The sequence below is a fragment of the Novosphingobium sp. genome (assembly GCF_040079535.1).
Lineage (GTDB): Bacteria > Pseudomonadota > Alphaproteobacteria > Sphingomonadales > Sphingomonadaceae > Novosphingobium.
Window position 1 is genome coordinate 59,255 of record NZ_JBEBKB010000011.1, and the last position, 16,479, is coordinate 75,733.

16 protein-coding genes are annotated in these 16,479 nt (G+C 60.7%); 9 read left to right on the plus strand and 7 right to left on the minus strand.

Annotated features, from left to right (window positions below):
- Nucleotides 1–2: 2 nt before the first annotated feature.
- Nucleotides 3–773, minus strand: coding sequence for a tyrosine-protein phosphatase (locus ABL914_RS05695; RefSeq protein ID WP_391562195.1), 771 nt, complete (start codon nt 771–773; stop codon nt 3–5).
- Between the two features lie 74 nt (nt 774–847).
- Here ABL914_RS05695 and ABL914_RS05700 point away from each other — a divergent pair, with 74 nt between their 5' ends.
- The 3 genes from ABL914_RS05700 to ABL914_RS05710 are packed head-to-tail and all read left to right on the plus strand — an operon-like array spanning nt 848 to nt 4,892.
- On the plus strand, nt 848–2,818 hold the full coding sequence (locus tag ABL914_RS05700; protein ID WP_391562196.1) for a hypothetical protein: 1,971 nt from the start codon (nt 848–850) through the stop codon (nt 2,816–2,818).
- Nucleotides 2,815–3,711 carry a hydroxymethylglutaryl-CoA lyase gene (locus ABL914_RS05705; protein WP_391562197.1) on the plus strand — a complete coding sequence of 299 codons (897 nt, stop codon included), beginning with the start codon at nt 2,815–2,817 and terminating at the stop codon, nt 3,709–3,711. Before ABL914_RS05700 ends, ABL914_RS05705 begins: the two co-directional genes overlap by 4 nt.
- Nucleotides 3,711–4,892, plus strand: a complete 1,182-nt coding sequence (locus ABL914_RS05710) for a CaiB/BaiF CoA transferase family protein (RefSeq protein WP_391562198.1) — start codon at nt 3,711–3,713, stop codon at nt 4,890–4,892. Before ABL914_RS05705 ends, ABL914_RS05710 begins: the two co-directional genes overlap by 1 nt.
- Here the strand turns inward: ABL914_RS05710 and yghU are convergent.
- Nucleotides 4,889–5,800: a glutathione-dependent disulfide-bond oxidoreductase gene (gene yghU / locus ABL914_RS05715; protein ID WP_391562199.1), complete on the minus strand. Its 912-nt coding sequence runs from the start codon at nt 5,798–5,800 to the stop codon at nt 4,889–4,891. The genes ABL914_RS05710 and yghU overlap by 4 nt on opposite strands.
- A 68-nt stretch (nt 5,801–5,868) precedes the next feature.
- On the minus strand, nt 5,869–7,977 hold the full coding sequence (locus tag ABL914_RS05720) for a PQQ-dependent dehydrogenase, methanol/ethanol family (protein ID WP_391562200.1): 2,109 nt from the start codon (nt 7,975–7,977) through the stop codon (nt 5,869–5,871).
- Between the two features lie 286 nt (nt 7,978–8,263).
- Between ABL914_RS05720 and ABL914_RS05725 the strand changes: the two genes are divergently transcribed.
- Nucleotides 8,264–8,944, plus strand: a complete 681-nt coding sequence (locus ABL914_RS05725; protein WP_391562201.1) for an energy transducer TonB — start codon at nt 8,264–8,266, stop codon at nt 8,942–8,944.
- Nucleotides 8,945–9,062: 118 nt separating this feature from the next.
- Nucleotides 9,063–9,914, plus strand: a complete 852-nt coding sequence (locus tag ABL914_RS05730) for a cupin-like domain-containing protein (RefSeq protein ID WP_391562202.1) — start codon at nt 9,063–9,065, stop codon at nt 9,912–9,914.
- Here ABL914_RS05730 and ABL914_RS05735 read toward each other — a convergent pair.
- On the minus strand, nt 9,911–10,753 hold the full coding sequence (locus ABL914_RS05735) for an alpha/beta fold hydrolase (protein ID WP_391562203.1): 843 nt from the start codon (nt 10,751–10,753) through the stop codon (nt 9,911–9,913). The two genes, ABL914_RS05730 and ABL914_RS05735, sit on opposite strands and share 4 nt — an antisense overlap.
- Nucleotides 10,754–10,894: 141 nt before the next feature.
- Between ABL914_RS05735 and ABL914_RS05740 the strand changes: the two genes are divergently transcribed.
- On the plus strand, nt 10,895–12,184 hold the full coding sequence (locus ABL914_RS05740) for an amidohydrolase family protein (RefSeq protein ID WP_391562204.1): 1,290 nt from the start codon (nt 10,895–10,897) through the stop codon (nt 12,182–12,184).
- Nucleotides 12,185–12,203: 19 nt separating this feature from the next.
- Here the strand turns inward: ABL914_RS05740 and ABL914_RS05745 are convergent, their stop codons facing one another.
- Together ABL914_RS05745 and apaG are read right to left on the minus strand one after the other, a co-directional pair.
- Complete coding sequence (locus ABL914_RS05745) at nt 12,204–12,989, minus strand: LysR family transcriptional regulator (RefSeq protein ID WP_391562205.1); 786 nt, start codon at nt 12,987–12,989, stop codon at nt 12,204–12,206.
- 9 nt (nt 12,990–12,998) lie between these two features.
- The gene (gene apaG, locus ABL914_RS05750; RefSeq protein ID WP_391562206.1) at nt 12,999–13,397 is read right to left on the minus strand and encodes a Co2+/Mg2+ efflux protein ApaG; all 399 of its coding nucleotides are present in this window, start codon (nt 13,395–13,397) and stop codon (nt 12,999–13,001) included.
- Between the two features lie 107 nt (nt 13,398–13,504).
- On the opposite strand from apaG, the gene ABL914_RS05755 reads away from it, so the two are divergent.
- Genes ABL914_RS05755 through ABL914_RS05765 form a run of 3 tightly spaced genes read left to right on the plus strand, consistent with a single transcriptional unit; the run spans nt 13,505 to nt 16,015 of the window.
- Entirely contained in the window at nt 13,505–14,725 is a 1,221-nt protein-coding gene (locus tag ABL914_RS05755) for a cation:proton antiporter (RefSeq protein WP_391562207.1), read from the plus strand.
- Entirely contained in the window at nt 14,722–15,603 is an 882-nt protein-coding gene (locus ABL914_RS05760; protein WP_391562208.1) for a DMT family transporter, read from the plus strand. The genes ABL914_RS05755 and ABL914_RS05760 overlap by 4 nt, the downstream gene beginning before the upstream one ends.
- A gap of 34 nt (nt 15,604–15,637) precedes the next feature.
- Entirely contained in the window at nt 15,638–16,015 is a 378-nt protein-coding gene (locus tag ABL914_RS05765) for a PilZ domain-containing protein (protein WP_391562209.1), read from the plus strand.
- 70 nt (nt 16,016–16,085) lie between these two features.
- On the opposite strand, the gene ABL914_RS05770 is transcribed toward ABL914_RS05765, so the two are convergent.
- Nucleotides 16,086–16,397, minus strand: a complete 312-nt coding sequence (locus ABL914_RS05770; RefSeq protein WP_391562210.1) for a Rieske (2Fe-2S) protein — start codon at nt 16,395–16,397, stop codon at nt 16,086–16,088.
- Nucleotides 16,398–16,479: the final 82 nt, after the last annotated feature.

Here is a 16,479-nt window from a genome sequence, read left to right on the forward strand (position 1 = left end):
AATCAATCCAGATAATCGCGCCGCAGCCCCTGCACCGCCGCCGGATCGATCCCGATCACATCGGCCAGATAGGCATCCATCCCGCCATGGCTTGCATCGACTGCATCGAAGGCAGCGACGATGTATTCTTCCTCTACCCCCATCAGCACCCGGATCGTGGCATCGCTGATCGGACCGCGGTGAGCGCGAATCTGCTCAGCCCCGGCGGCGATCCGCGCTTCGATATTGCCGGCTACGTTGGTCAACAGGTAATCGGCCACAATATCATCGCGGCTGACGCCCAGGGCGTGCTGAACCAGTGCAACAGCAAAGCCGGTGCGGTCTTTGCCGGCAACGCAGTGGACAAGGCTGGGGCCTTCCGCCCGTTTCAGAACTTCGAAGTGGCAACGCAGCATCGGCACCAGGTTCTCACGGGTTGAGATACCTTCATACAGCCGCAGCATGGCCGCGCGGGCTTCAGCTTCGGTCACCACGCCGTCTGCTGCTTCGGTATGAAGCGCAAGCCCAGCGGTTTCCTCGGGGTAGGCAAAGACCTGCGCTGAAAAGCTTTCACTGCGCCGGCACGGTTTGGCATCACGCTCTGATGGGCCGCGCAAATCGATCACGGTTTTAAGGCCCAGCGCATCGATTGCGGCAAGGTCTGCCGGGCTGGCATCGCCGTGCTGGGCTGATCGCCACAGCAAACCGCCCTTGATCCGCGCGCCATCGGCCCCTTGGTAGAGGCCATAATCGCGAAAGTTGTGAACCCCATCGAGCTTGATTACGCGTTCCATGCCAAGTCGCTTGGCAGCCGATGTGCAGCCATGCAAGCTGGACCTTGCGGCAAAGCCTGAATAAGGTTGCAGTGATGAGCGTAACGCCCCCGCCAAACCCGCTGCCGCGCCTTGCCCTTGGCATTACCGGCCACCGCGACAGCAACCCCGGATTGGCGGCCAACCGCGCGGCGGTGAGCGCAGCGATAGGCGATCTGTTTGGCCGGATCGAAACCAATGTCCGTGCGCTTGATAGCGCCAAGACCAGCCATGCCTCCACACGCCTGCACAACCTGCTGGTCAGCGGAGTTGATATCATCGGCGCAGAAGCGGCCACTGCGCTGGGCTGGGAGCTGGTTGCGCCGCTGCCGTTTGGAGAGGCGCTGAACTGTGCGATCAATTCCCTGCCAACAAATCTGGCGGATGCCGAAGCACTGCTGGCAGGGCGCGAAGCGCAGGATCCCGATGTTCAGCACCGCGCAGCATCGATCCGGCAATGGACCGCGCGGACCCAGATTTTCGCGCTGGCAGACCGCGACAACCAGCTGGCTGATTTGTTTCGGGCCAGGCTGGCTGCTCCCGGTGATATTTCTGCCGATCGCAGTTTTTCAATCGAAAGTTCGGATCAGGCCGCGCTCGCCGGGCAGGTGATGATCGAACAAAGTGATCTGTTGATCGCGGTCTGGGATGGGCAGATCCGCAACCTTCCAGGCGGAACCGGGCACACTGTCGGGATGGCGCTTGAGGAAGGTTCGCCGGTGCTGCTGCTGGATCCCAACCAACCCGGCATCTGGCGCCTGGCCCGGGCCCGTGAAAGTCTGGCAACTTGGAAAGACTTGCCGGCGCTGGATGATGCAATGCTGGCGGAACTGGTTCGCGATGCCTTGCAGCCGGACGCCGGTGAAGATCTGATCATGGCTTCAGAGCGGCTTGACCAGGCCAAATGGCGCGGGCGATCCAGCTATTACCTGACGATCTACCGCCGGATCGAGGCGATATTTGGCGGCCAAGGCCGGCCGTTCCGATCGCTGCGGCAGACTTACGAAACGCCCGATCAGATTGCCGCGGGCAGCGGATCGGACATTCTTGGTGCCGCCGCAGCATTACCCGGCGGCGATCCCGCCTATGCCCAGCACATCGCCGATCAGATCCTGCCGCGCTTTGCCTGGAGCGACGGGATCGGAGCCTGGCTTTCTGATGCCTATCGCAGCGGGATGATCACCAATTTCATGCTGTCCGCGCTCGCGATCATGATCGGCCTGGCGTATCAGCCACTGCATCTTGAGCCGGTGAAATGGATCTTTGCCACTGGCGAATTTCTGCTGCTAGCCGCAATCCTGTTTATCACTTGGCTGGGCAGCCGGCTGGATTGGCATGCCCGCTGGTTTGAAACACGGCGCGTGGCCGAATATTTGCGCCATGCCCCGATCCTGCTGCTGCTGGGGGTGGCCCGCGCGCCGGGCCGCTGGCCGCGCGGTGCAGATACCACCTGGCCAGAATATCACGCCCGCCATTGCCTGCGTGCGGCTGGGCTGCCAAGAATCAGTATCACCAAGGCCTATCTGATCGAAGCGCTGGAAACCGTGCTGCACCCGCACGTGGTGGGCCAGCGTGACTATCACCGGATCAAGGCAGCACGGCTGGAGACGGTCCACCTCCGGCTCGACAAACTGTCACAGGCAATGTTCCTGCTGGCAGTACTTTCGGTCTCGACCTTTCTGGGCATCACGCTGGGGGCCAAGCTTGGCCTGATCGATCAGGCTGTCCCTGAAGGCCTGTCACACCTTTCAACTTTCGTTGGCGTATCACTGCCCACATTGGGTGCCAGCATCGCCGGCATGCGCTTTTTCGGGGATTTTGAGCGCTTTGCGGCGATCTCTGAGGTGACGGCAGAGAAGCTGGACGGGGTCGATACCCGGATCCGCCTGCTTTTGGCTGGCGGTGAAGCGGCGGTGGATTACGCCGCAGTGGCCGAACTTGCGCACCGGATCGACGAAATCGTGGTTGACGAGATTGAGAGCTGGCAGGCGGTATTCGGCGGCAAGCATCTTTCGCTGCCGGCATGATTGAATTTGTCGAAGTGGGGCCCCGCGATGGGCTGCAAAATGAGCAGCAGTTTGTTGCAACGGCTGACAAGCTGCGTCTGATCGAGCAAGCCTTGCACTATGGCGTCCGGCGGATCGAAGTGGCAAGTTTCGTTAATCCCGGCAAGGTGCCCCAGATGGCTGATGCCGAGGCGGTCTGCGCCGGGCTTCCTGAAAGCAGTGCCACTTTTATCGCCCTGGTCCTGAATGCGCGCGGGGCCGAACGCGCGCTGGCCTGCGGGCGGATCGACCAACTTGGCGCAGTGGCCGTGGCCACTGACGCGTTCGCCATGGCCAATCAGGGCCAGACCAGCGCCGGTTCGGTCGCCGCCGTGGGTGAAATTGCCGGATTGGCCCGATCCGCAGGCAAGACCGTGCAGGCGACGATTGCGGCCGCTTTCGGCTGCCCGTTCAGTGGCGAGGTTGATCCGGCGCATGTCATTGCGATGGCGCATGAACTGGCCGCGCTAGGGCTGAAGGAAGTGGCGCTGGCCGATACCATCGGGGTAGCCGATCCGGCCCGGGTCAGTCGATTGGTTACAGCCGTCCAGGCCGCGATTTGGCCACTGCCGGTGCGGGTCCACTTCCACAACACGCGGGGTACTGGGCTGGCCAATGTCTGGGCCGCAATCGGCGCTGGCGCCAGCGTGGTTGACGGATCGCTGGGTGGGCTTGGTGGCTGCCCGTTTGCGCCGGGTGCGGCCGGCAATGTGGCCAGCGAGGACGTGGCATTCATGCTTGATCGGGCCGGGATTGAAACCGGACTGGACTTGCCTGCGATGATCGCCGCCAATCACTGGCTGGCGGGTGTGATGGGCCGCAAGCTGCCCGGCATGGCGGCGCAGGCTCCGCCCTTTCCCAAGAGCGCGCAATAATGACGGGTGCGCTGCACGGTATCCGCGTAATCGAGCTTGGCCAGCTGATTGCCGGGCCGTTCTGCGGGCAGTTGCTGGGCGATATGGGGGCCGATGTAATCAAGGTTGAGCCGCCCGGCGCTGGCGATCCGCTGCGCGAATGGGGCCAGGGGCCCCACAAGGTTCAGTGGGAAGTGATTGCCCGCAACAAGCGCTCGGTATCGGCCAACCTGCGCGATCCTGCTGGGCAAAATCTGGTCCGGCAGCTGATTGCAACGGCCGATGTAGTGGTTGAGAACTTCAAACCCGGAACGCTGGAAAAGTGGGGATTGGGCCCAGATTTTCTGCGCAAGACCAACCCTGGCCTGATCGTCGCGCGGATGTCTGGCTATGGCCAGGACGGCCCCTATTCAGACCGCGCCGGGTTTGGCGGGATCGGCGAAGCGATGGGCGGCTGGCGCTATATTGTGGGTGAACCCGATCGCCCGCCCAGCCGGATGGGCATTTCAATCGGCGACACACTTACCGCAACCTATGGCTGCATGGGGGTATTGGCGGCACTTCACCACCGCAGCAAGACCGGCGAAGGCCAGATAATCGATGCCGCACTTTACGAAAGCGTGCTGCAAGTCATGGAAGGGCTGGTCCCCGAATACGATCTTGGCGGCGTGATCCGCGAACGCTCGGGCTCGGTCCTTAAAGGCATCGCGCCCAGCAATGTCTATGCCTGCCGCGACGGCGAATATATGATCGGGGCCAACAAGGATTCGCTGTGGCTGCGGCTGGCCGAAGCCATGGGCCAGCCCGGCCTGGGCCGCGATCCGCGCTTTGCCACACACCTGGCCCGCGGTGAAAACCAGACCGAGATCGATGCGCTGATTGAGAGCTGGACCCGCACCCTTACCGTTGATGAGGTTGATGCGCTGATGATCCAGCATGCGATCCCGGCTGGGCGGGTTTACCGCGCGCCCGAGATGCTGGCCGATCCGCATTTTGCCGCACGCGAAGCGATTATCGAGGTTGAGACCGAACGGTTCGGACCACTCAAGATGCAAGGCACCTTTCCGCGCCTGTCGGCAACGCCGGGGGCCGTGCGCCGCCCCGCCCCGGCAACGGTGGGTCAACACAATGCAGAGGTCTATGCCGAGCTTGGGCTGGGCGCGGTGGATCTGGCCGCGCTGGCCGCGAAAGGCGCGATTTAAATCCGCTCCCCGCCGCGCTCTGCAACCTTGTCCTGTGTGTTCAGATCAAAGTCTTTCGCATCGTGGCGCTCAAGCAATTGGGTCGCAGGATCGCCCATCGCCCGGTTGACCATGCGGCCGCGCTGCACCGGTTCACGCAAGGCAATCTGATCGGCCCAGCGCAGCACGTTGGTATATTCATGCACCGCGAGGAATTCTGCGGCATCATAGACAACACCCTTGGCCACTGCACCATACCACGGCCAGATCGCCATATCGGCAATCGTGTAATCATCACCGACCATATATTCATTTTCCGCCAGATGCGTATCGAGCACGTGCAGCTGCCGCTTCACCTCCATCGCATAGCGATCAATCGGGTATTCCATCTTGAACGGGGCATAGGCATAGAAATGCCCAAACCCGCCGCCCAGAAACGGTGCGCTGCCCATCTGCCACATCACCCAATTTATCGTCTCGGCCCGCCCGCGAGGGTCAGTGGGAATGAAAGCGCCGAACTTTTCAGCCAGATAGATCAGCATCGATCCGCTTTCGAACAGCCGCAGCGGCGGATTGTGCGAATGATCGGCCATCGCCGGAATTTTGCTGTTGGGATTAAGCGCCACAAATCCGCTACCGAATTGTTCACCGTCTCCAATATTGATCAGCCAGGCATCGTATTCTGCCCCGGCATGGCCCAGCGCCAGCAGCTCTTCGAGCAAGATCGTGACCTTGACCCCGTTGGGCGTCCCCAGCGAATAAAGCTGGAACGGATGTTTGCCGACAGGAAGCGCCTTCTCGCTGGTCGCACCTGAAATCGGCCGGTTGATATTGGCAAAGCGCCCGCCACTTTCCTTGTCCCAGGTCCAGACCTTGGGCGGCACATAGCCCGCCGGCTGGTTTTCAGGGGTCTGATCGGCGTCGCTCATAATACTCTCCGGGGCAATGTGGTTGAGTGCCGCTCTATCCGATTACGGAACGAACGACACTCAACAAATCATTTCGCCCCAAGCGCCTTATCTTCATTCGCGCGCTTGATCAGATAGTGACGGATATCCTCCACATCCTCAGGCTTGAACACCGATTTGAAGCTGACCATGCCCTTGGGGTGTTCGCCCTGCATCAGCACGCCGTCTATCACCACTGCGCGGATCCCCTCGGGTGCGCTGATATAGGTGCTGCGACGCAGATCGGGGTTGAGGTTGCCGCCGATTGCAGCATCGCCGTGGCAGACCGCGCAATAACGGGCGAAGTTGCCAGCGCCGCGCGCCACCTGTTCGGGCGTTCCGGTGAAGGCCGGCGGATCGATCGGCAATCTTTCAAGCGGCGGCACCGGCGGAAGTTGGCCCTTTGCACCGATCTTGAACACCAGCAGGCGGCTGATATTGCGTGATCCCTTGGACATAGTTGCCAGATCGCCGAATGCCAGATCCCAGACCCCGCCCCAGCCGACCAGAATGGCAACATACTGTTCGCCATCAAGCTCGTACGTCATCGGTGCGGCGATCACCCCGGTTTGCGTGGCGAAGGACCACAGTTTTTTGCCGCTATCGGCCGCATAAGCGTTGAAATCGCCTTCTGCGTTGCCCTGGAACACCAGATTACCAGCCGTAGCCAGCGTGCCGCCATTCCATGGGCTGGGGTTGGGAACCTGCCACGCGGCCTTTTGCTTGACCGGATCCCAGGCGATCAATGCCCCGGTCGTAGCCTTGCGTGCGGCTGCGCGGACAGCCTTGTCAGCCGGCATGGCTGTTACCGCAGTATCGATACCGACCTGATAGCCGATATCCGATGCCTTCCAGTCTTTCGCCGCGACATATGGCTGAGCCACACTGTTTGCCGGGATATAGACCAGCCCTGTCTGCGGCGAAAAGCTCATCGGGTGCCAGGAGTGAGCCCCGGCGGCACCGGGCAAACCGACAAACGGCTTGCCAGTTTTTTCATAGCGCGCCTCAGGATTGATCTGGGCCTTGCCGGTCTTGGGATCGATCCCTGTGGTCCAGTTTTGCGTAGCAAATGATCCAGCACTCAGGAACTGGCCCGTCTTGGCATCCAGAACATAAAAGAAGCCGTTTTTGGGCGCGTGCAACGCCACATGGCGCTGCTCGCCGTTGATTTGCAAATCGGCGATGGTGATCTGGGCATCGCTATCAAAATCCCACCGATCCTCCGGGGTTTCCTGGAAGTGCCACTTGTATTCGCCGGTATCGGCATCAACCGCCACGATCGAGCTGGTGTAAAGGCTATCTCCTTCACGGCCGGCCGCTGCTGGGTTCCAGGGTTCGGCATTGCCGGTGCCGAACAGCACCATGTTGGTGGTGGGATCATAGGTGATCGAATCCCACACCGTTCCGCCGCCGCCCAGTTTCCACCATTCCCCGGTCCAGGTCTTGGCGGCCGCTTCCATCGCCTTGTTTTCGAAGCCATCTGCCGGGTTGCCGGGCACAGTATGGAACTTCCACAGCTCGTTGCCGGTTTCCGCGTCATAGGCGGCAAGATACCCGCGCGCCTTGTATTCAGCGCCGCCCGATCCAAGGAACACCTTGCCCTTGGCAACGCGCGGTGCGCCAGTGATCGTGTAATCGGTCTGGTTGGGAACAACGGTCTTTTCAAACACAACGCTACCGGTTTTCTGATCGAGCGCGACCAGCCGCCCATCGAGCGTGCCGACATAAACCTTGTTACCATACAGCGCGACGCCGCGGTTTACCGCATCGCAGCAGGCACGCACCAGTGTATCGCGCGGCACTTTGGGATCATACGACCATTTGAGCGCGCCGGTGCGCGCATCGTATGCCTTGACCATTGACCACGCGGTGGAAACATACAGTACGCCTTCGTGCATCAGCGGGGTCGCTTCCTGCCCGCGCGCGGTTTCAAGATCAGCGGACCAGGCAAGCCCCAGTTGGCCCACGTTCTGATCGGTTACACCGGTCAATTTCGAAAAACGCTGTTCCGAAGGCGATCCGCCATAGGTCAGCCATTCGCCCTGCGGCGGTGCGGCGATCAGCGCATCGGTTACGCCGGTTTGCGGCGGCAACGATGGTGCCTTGCTGCAAGATGCAACCAGCGCCAGCATGGCAATACCCAGTGCCTTGAACCGCATTCGAACGCCTCCTCATATCCGCCCCGTCAGACCAGGACCCCATTTGCATTGCGGACGGACAGGTTGATCCTGAATCACCCCGCTGCGCAGCGCACTGTGCCTGCGGATCGTTCAGGAATCGAGTCTTTAATCGCAGGGTTAAATTGGCCATTTTCGATCAAATTGCGTCATTTTCTCACCTCTTGACATCTATATTAGATGTTATACTATCTCATTTATCTGCTGCTGTGGACCTGATACCGGCAAACGGAAAGGCTGTGGTGGCTTCTGCCAAGGAGAGGATGCCATGGCTTACGCTGATGCAAACACCAATACCCGCAAGTTGACTGCCGGTGCGGCTGTCATTGCCCTTGAAGCCGGCCTGGCCTGGGCGGTGATTACCGGACTGGCATTTACGGCCAACCACATCAAGCCAGTACGGATTGCCGCTTTCGCGGTGCCAACCGTAACGCCAACCCCCATTGCCCCGCCGCCGCCCGATGAGGTGCGCCGCGTGATTGAGCCGCCGATCGTGGTTCCAAAACCGATGATAACCTTGACCGCGGCCGATCCAGACGGTTTTGCCAGCCCCGAGCCATCAAGCGGCGGCGATACCGGCGGGAAAATCGTGGACTACATAATTCCCACCACTGAACCCACCCCCACATCCACTGCCAAACCGCTTTTTACGCCAAAGCTGGCTACACCCAGGGGCGATTCTGCCCGCTGGCTGACGACTGATGACTATCCTCGGCGCGGGTTGATCAACCAGCGCGAAGGGCGCGTTGGCTATCGCCTGTCGATCGATAGTGCGGGCCGGGCCACGGCTTGCACAGTCACCAAATCCAGCGGATTTCCTGAGCTTGATGAGGCAACTTGCCAGTTGCTGCCGCGCCGGGCCCGGTTCGATCCGGCCCGCAACGATGGCGCAGCGGTACGTGGAAGCTATGCCGGCTCGGTCACATGGCGGCTGCCGCCCGAGGAATGAGGCCTCGCCGGCAACCATCAGCCCCGCCTGGCCCGACCAGGCGGGGCAACTGGTCAACACCCGATTTTAACCTGCAAGTTCTAATGCGCGATACTCTACCAACGGTTCGAGATCCGCGATGACGCAGCATGTTTTTCCAGCCCAGGCCCGCCGCACATTTGCTGCGGCCTATCCGGCCAGCCCGGTCAAGTTTGAACATCAGCTGCTGGATCACCCGCTACTTTCGATTGACGCGCTGGCAGATCTCGCGGCAGCGCTGCCCGATGGCGAGATCGAATACAACCCTGGTGAACTGCCCATCGGGATTGCCCCCGAAGACGTGCCTGAAGCCACGCTGGGTGTGGTGGAAACGATCCGCAATATCGGCCAGTCTGGTTCATGGGTGGCGCTGAAGCGGATTGAGCAAGTCCCGGCCTATCACGATCTGCTGCACGATGTGCTGGGCGAACTCAGTGACATAGTCACCCCGCGCACGGGTGAAATGCTGACCCTGGAAGGGTTCGTTTTCATCACCTCGCCGGGCTCTGTCACGCCGTTCCACTTTGATCCGGAACACAACATCCTGCTGCAGGTGATGGGTGAAAAGACAATGACCCTGTTCCCGGTTGAGGACGAAGATCTGCTGGGGGCCGAAGCGCACGAACTGTTCCATCTGGGCAAACGACACCGCAATCTGCCCTGGCGCGATGAATTTGCGGCCAAAGGCCTGCCGATCCAGATCAAGGCAGGCGAGGCGATCCACGTTCCGGTAAAAGCGCCACACTGGGTAAAGAACGGAGCCTTCCCATCGATTTCGCTTTCGATAACCTGGCGATCTGAATGGACCTATGCCGAAGCCGATGCCCGCGCTTTCAACCATATGCTGCGGCGGATCGGACTGCATCCGATGAGCCCCGGCCCCTTTCCGGCACAAAACCGGGCCAAGGCGCTGGCATGGCGGGCTTTGCGCAAATTCGGCCGCGCTGCCTAGGCCGGCATCACCCGAGTTAGAAATGCGATCACGGCAGCGTTGAATTCGTCGTTCTTGTCGCCAGCAACCATATGTCCGGCCCCGCCGATATCGGCTATTTCCAGATGCGGAATGCGGCGGCGCAGATCGTCTACACCAGCATCGTCAACCATATCGCTTTTCATGCCCCGCACCAGCAGGGTGGGAACCCGATCGGTCCAATCGGCATCGTCCATCATTTTCAGCAGATAGCGCGGATCGCCGCGCGGGCTTTTCATCCAGCTGGGATCCCAATGCCACCGAAACCGCCCGTCGGCACCCTGACGCAAATTCTTGTTAAGGCCGGATAGATCCTTGGGCCGCGGGCGATCCGGATAATATGCAGAAATTGCATCGGCAGCTTCGTCCAGGCTGGCGAAGCCGTTGGGGTTACTGGTCATAAATGCAGTAATTTTTGCAACACCCACCGGGCTCATCTTGGGTACGATATCGACCAGCACCAGCGCTTGCGGTTCAAGTCCGCGCGACGCGGCAACCATCGCCGTGATTCCGCCAAGCGAGGCCCCCACCAATGCGAACGACCGTGATCCATGAGCCGCAACTGCGGCAAGATCGTCGGCCCGTGTTTCAAGGCTGTAATCGCCGTCGCTGGACCAATCGCTGTCACCATGGCCGCGCAGATCATAATTGATCGCGAAGTAGCCGGCCTGAGCCAATTGAAGCTCGCACTTGTCCCAAGAATGCCGGGTCTGTCCGCCGCCATGCCCCAGAATTACGGTTGGCGCACCATGCGTTCCGGCCGTATCGGCGGCAATTGATATTCCTGGCGCAACTGGAATGCGGATGGTTTGCGTGTGCATGGCAGCCGGGATTGCCCATGCCGGCTGGTTCGGTCAATCAGAAACTTAATCGTGCGATTAAACTCGCGAAAAGATGCAGGGCGCCAACGATGCGCAACCAAGCCGATTGCACTTGATCGCGCTGCACGGCACCTTGCGCGAATGAAACGCATCTTTTTTGCCGCTTTTGCTGCACTCGCCTCGCTCTGCCCCGCTTCGGCTAACCCGCCCCCGCTTGCGGTTATCTATGTCCGTGCCGGGCATTTGATCGAACCCACCAACGGGCGGGTGCTGGATGATCGGCTGATCAAGGTGATCGACGGCAGGGTTGCGGCGGTTGAGCCGTGGCACGAACCACCGCAGGGTGCCAAACTGATCGATTGGTCGGAAAAGTGGGTGCTGCCTGGCCTGATTGATGCCCATGTGCATCTGGCGGACTACCTCCAGACCAGCAACCCGGCTGAGCCACTGCTCCATTCAGCTGAGGAAACCGCATACCTGGGTGCGCGCAACGCCCGCGCCACACTGCTAGCCGGATTCACTGCGGTCCACGATGTCGGATCCTATCGCGGCACCGGCAACATTGAACTGCGAAACGCGATCAACCGCGGCGATGTGGTGGGGCCCCGGATCAACGCTGTAGGCGGCTATATCACCGTGCCGGGTGGCGGCGGAGAAGTGACCGGGCTGCCCAGCGGAATGATCGTCCCACCCGAAATGCGCATGGGCGTGGCGGCCAATCCAGCCGAAGTTCACCGGGCAGTCAATCTGATGCTCGACAAAGGTGCGAATTCGATCAAGCTGATCGTCACCGGCGCGGTGCTGACCGAAGGCACCGAGCCGGGTCAGATCGAGCTTTCCGGTCCAGCCGTATTTGCCGCTGTAGAGACTGCCAAGGCGCGCGGATCATGGGTTACAAGCCATGCCCACGGCGCCAGCGGTATCCACAGCGCGATCCTGGCCGGATCACGCGGGATCGAGCATGCCAGCCTGATCGATGCAGCCGGTATCGCGATAGCCAAAGCCCAGGGTGCCTATCTGGTGATGGACGTTTACAACGGCGATTACATTGCCGAAGTTGGCCGCCGCGATGGCTGGAGTGCATCAATCCTGCGCAAGAATGACGAGACCACCGAGGCCCAGCGCCAGGGCTTTGCCAAAGCGGTGCGCGCCAATGTGCGGCTGGTGTTCGGGACTGATGCCGGTATTTTCCCTCATGGACTGCAAGCGCGGCAATTTGCCTATATGGTAAGATACGGGATGACCCCGATGCAGGCGATCCAATCAGCCACTAGTGTTGCCGCCGAATTTCTGGGCTGGGCTGACCAGGTGGGATCGCTGACGCCCGGGCACTGGGGCGATATGGTGGCGCTGAATGCCAACCCATTGGCAGACGTGCGGGCGCTGGAGCATGTTGAACAGGTGATGAAAGGCGGGCGGATAGTGCAATAGCCTGCATCACGGCACCACGTTACCCCACCAGGAACGCCACCAGCGCTTTGACCTTTTTCTGTCGCCATTGCGGCGTCGGGGCGACCAGCCAATAGCCATGGCGGCACGCCGCCACCTCGCCCAGTTCCTTAAGCCGGCCGTTTTCAAGCCATGATTGCGCCAGCAAAACTGGCACCCGCGCCCTGCCCATTCCGGCGGCAGCCGCAGCGATCGCCTGCCCCGCATCACCAACGCTGAGCGGTGGGCTATCGCAGTCCGCGCCTTCGGGCTGGGTATCACCCGGCCAGGCGATCCAGCAGCCTTCCCCTACCGTCACCCGGCCAGTTGTTCCCAGCGCCACACCTTCAAGATCGCCAGGGCCTTCGGCCCAGCGCACCGCCAGATCAAGGTTGGCCTCGGTGAAATCGGCCTCTTCATTGGCAACCAGCGCAAACCGCACTTCGGGATTTGCCTTGCGGAATGCTGCCAGTTTTGGCGCGAGCCATGCGGCGAAGAATTCGCGCGGGGCAGCGATGGTATAGACGTGGCTTGATTGACCGGCCTGCATTGCGCGCACCGCATCCTCGAAATGAAGAAACCCGCTGCGCAAAGCTTCCAGCCCGGCGCTGGCCTCATCAGTCAGCTCCAGCCCTTTGGGCGTTCGGCGGAACAGCACCACGCCCAGCACGTCTTCCAGTGCCCGGATTTGTTGCCCAACCGCGGCTGGCGTAACCGCCAGCTCATCGGCGGCACGCGTGAACGAAAGGTGCCGCGCGGCGGCATCGAAAACGCGCATGGCGTTTAGCGGCAGATGGGTGCGCTTCATCCGCTTGGCCTAGCCCGCCGTAGCTGGAGCGGCCAGCGGGAAGAACGGAATTGCCACCTCAAGACTTGAGCCATCATCGCGATCAAAGGTGTAGAACCCTTCCATGCTGCCTTGCGCGGTGGTCAGCGGGCAACCAGAGACATAGTCATGGCTCTGCCCCGGGCGCAGTACCGGCTGTTCGCCAACCACCCCGTCACCGTCAACATAGTTGATCATGCCGCGGGCATCCGTGATCCGCCAATGCCGGGTCAGCAATTGCACAACCTGGTCAGAACCGTTCTCAATCCTGATGTGATAGACCCAAAACCATTTGCCAGCCGCGATCTGCGATTGTTCGGGCAAAAAGTTCACCGCGACGCGCACGGTGATCCCTTCGGTGATTGCGGCGTGCTGGAACAGTTCCTTCATGGCCGCCAAAATAGCGATTGCCTCGGCAGAAACAATGCCGAGCCTGCCGGGGAATACGATTGTGCCCCGGTTGGAGCCCGCGAGCGGCCCTGCTATGGCCCGCTGCGATGCACACCGCCCTGCCCGTAACCGAACTCTACCTGTTGGCGCTGATCATCATATTTGGCGTGCCGTGGCTGGTCTGGCGGTTGCTGAAGACCGATTACTATGCACCGTTGGTGGTGGTTCAGATTGTCGGCGGAATTCTGCTTGGCCCGGGCGTGTTGGGATCGGTTTTCCCGGCCTATTACACCACCGTCTTCACCCCAGAGGTAATCGGCACGCTGAACGGCGTGGCGTGGTGGGCGGTGATGCTGTTCGTTTTTGCCGCCGGGCTTGAACTGGATCTGGCGCAGGCCTGGAAATGGCGCGGCGAAACCGGGTTGACCGCGGCCTTGGCCTTGGGCGTGCCGCTGTTGCTGGGTGCCGCCGCCGCGCTAATCCTGCTGAAGGTAAGCGATCCGGCCGGCTGGATCGGGGCCAAGGGGCAAACCTGGCAATTTGTGGCCGGGGTTGGAATGGCCTGCGCAGTCACCGCGCTGCCAATCCTGGTGTTGCTCATGGAAAAGCTGGCGATTCTGCGCAGCGCGCTGGGCCAGCGGATCCTGCGCTATGCCAGTCTCGATGACATCATGATCTGGGGTGTGCTGGCGCTGATCCTGCTCGATTGGGAACGCGTTACCCGCCAGCTTGGTTTCCTGCTGGGATTCGCAATCGCCGTGGTGCTGGTGCGCAAACTGATTGCGACGATTCCACAGCGCGATCGCTGGTACGTTGGGCTGATCTGGCTGGCTGGCTGCGGTTATCTGGCAGACTGGTCGGGGCTGCATTACATGGTCGGAGCGTTCCTGGCCGGCGCATCGCTTGATGCCGAATGGTTCGAAATCGAAAGCATCGACAAGTTTCGCGAAGTCGTGCTGCTGGCCTTCATGCCGGTGTTTTTCCTCAGCACTGGCCTGCGCACCAGTTGGGACATGGGCGGATTGACCGCGTTTGCGGCCGCAGCGCTGTTGCTGGCGGCGATGGTTGCCGGCAAGTTGCTAGGTGTGGGGATCGCCGGGCGATTGCTCAATTGGGAAAAGGGTGAAGCCTGGGTAATTGGTTGGTTGCTGCAGACCAAGGCGCTGATCATGATCATTTTTGTCAACATCCTGTTCGACAAGCAGATCATTACCTCTGGCGCGTTTACGGCGCTGTTGCTGGCTGCGATCGGCTCTACCATGCTGACAATCCCCGTTGCCGCGCCCGCACTCAAACGTATGGCTGGATTGAAAGACAAGGCCGCATGAAGCCGCGCCACCTGCTTTTGATGGTGTTGATCTGCCTGGTCTGGGCCAGCAATAATGTGCTCAGCAAGGTTCTGGTCAGCCATTGGCATGTGCCGCCGCTGTTCTACACTGTCGTCCGCTTTGCCATCGTTCTGATCTGCACGATCCCTTGGTTGCGCCCCGTACCCAAGCCGTTTTGGCGGATCGCAGTTCTTGGCCTGCTGATGGGTGGCGGCAGTTTTGCATTGATGTTCATCGCGCTCAACTGGGTATCGGCCTCTGAAGCCGCGATCGTCGTGCAAACCAGCGTTCCGATGACCACGCTGCTTTCAATCGTGATGCTGGGCGAACGGATTCGCTGGCGCAGAACGCTGGGGATCACCCTGGCATTCGCCGGGGTGCTGATCGTGATGTATCAGCCCGGTTTCACAATCAGCGCAGGGATGATCCTGCTGCTGGCTTCGGCTTTTTGCGGATCGCTGGGCGCGATCATGATGAAACAGATGGGCGAGATTGCGCCGTTGCAGTTTCAGGCTTGGGTCGCCTTGATGGGCGTACTGGTAATCGCGCCGTTTTCATTGCTGTTTGAACCTCAGGCACTGGACAGCTTTAGATTGGCCGGGTGGCCGGCCCTGGCAGCGGTGCTGTATTCGGCCCTGATCACCTCGATTTTCGCACACACCGCCTATTACTTCCTGATCGTCAAATACGAGGCGAACCTGGTTGCCGCGCTGACGCTGATAACGCCCTTGATAACGATCGCGCTTGGTTCGGCGCTGATCCAGGACCCGGTCGACGCCAAGATGATCGTAGGCACCGTGATCGCGTTATCGGGTGTCCTGATCATTGCGCTGCGCAACGCCAAGGCGCCGATCGCTCAAGCCGAAGAGCATTCATAGGACAACTTTAACCACAGCCGGCTAATGTTGGGGAATGGGTATCCATTCTCAACCACGCCCAGCATTGGGCCACCGCCAGTTCAACCGTTTGCGGCTGGGCGCCAAGGCGGCGCTTGAACTGACTCACGAACGGCGTGAATGCCTGATCGATGATATCTCGACCACCGGCGCACGGGTGCGGATTTCCCCGCCACCGGTAGTCGGCGGGATATCACTGCTGCGTTTTCACGAACTGAAGGTCTATGCCCGGGTGATCTGGGCCAGAAACGGTGAGGCCGGGTTGCGGTTTGAACAACGGCTTGAAATCGAAGACATGCAAGGCATGCTGTGGATCACCGAAAACCGCGAGATGTACGAACGCATCTGCCGCGAAGGCCATATGCAGGATTGGGCCGACGGGAGCGGGGACTAGCGCCTGTTTTGGTTAGACTAAAACGCGGCAACAGCGGGCCGGTGTTGCTTCCACGTAAGTCAAACAAGCTCTAGATTTCCAGGATCGCCCCGTTCGGGGTAGCTTCAACACGATAGATTCGCGCGCCAGGGCCTGTGCCGCCCGCCATGCACCCGGTTGCCAGATCGATCATCAAGCCATGGCTGGGGCAGCGCAGCAGTCTGCCGACCAACTTGCCGCCAAACAGCGAAGAACCGGCATGCGGACACGAATTGTCGATCGCGCGAAGTACGCCTTGTGCATTCACGATCAGGATCTGGCGTTCACCCCGAAAAACCAGTTTGGTCATTCCCGGCAGAAATGGCTGCGGCAGTTCGATGTGCAGGTGTTCTGCCGCGTTCACTGCGCCGCCTTCACAATTGCAGCCCAGCCCGCTTCGTCGATCACTTCAAGCCCAAGCTCTGCGGCCTTTTTCAGCTTTGATC